The organism is Aquicoccus porphyridii, from assembly GCF_008369105.1.
In the GTDB taxonomy this organism is placed as follows: Bacteria; Pseudomonadota; Alphaproteobacteria; order Rhodobacterales; family Rhodobacteraceae; genus Aquicoccus; species Aquicoccus porphyridii.
In genome coordinates this window covers 1-429 of sequence record NZ_VINQ01000147.1, presented here as the reverse complement: position 1 = coordinate 429, position 429 = coordinate 1, and the positions used below count along the sequence as shown (strand labels likewise).

The 429-nt window shown below is 66.4% G+C and carries 1 protein-coding gene; it reads right to left on the bottom strand.

Features of this window, described 5'->3' with window-relative positions:
- Window positions 1-429: dihydroorotase (locus tag FLO80_RS23960; RefSeq protein ID WP_149187155.1), on the bottom strand; the 429-nt coding region annotated here is incomplete at both ends.

Below are 429 nucleotides of genomic sequence, written 5' to 3'. Positions count from 1 at the left end.
GTTGCGCGGCAGGCCATAGAAGTCCGGGCCGTGCAGGCTGGCGAAGCCTTCCAGCTTGTCCAGCGCATTGCGCTGTTCGAAGGCCTCGGCATACAACTCGATGGCGGCGTAGGCGCTGTAGCAGCCGGCGCAACCGCAGGCGGCTTCCTTGGCGTGGCGGGCGTGCGGCGCCGAGTCGGTGCCGAGGAAGAATTTCGGATTGCCGCTCACCGCGGCGTCCAGCAGGGCTTCCTGGTGGGTGTTGCGCTTGAGGATCGGCAGGCAATAGAAGTGCGGACGGATACCGCCGACCAGCATGTGGTTGCGGTTGTACAGCAGGTGATGGGCGGTAATGGTCGCGCCGACGTTGGCCGGGGCTTCCCGGACGAACTGGGCGGCGTCGCCGGTGGTGATGTGCTCGAAGACCACCTTCAGGGTCGGGAAGCGCTC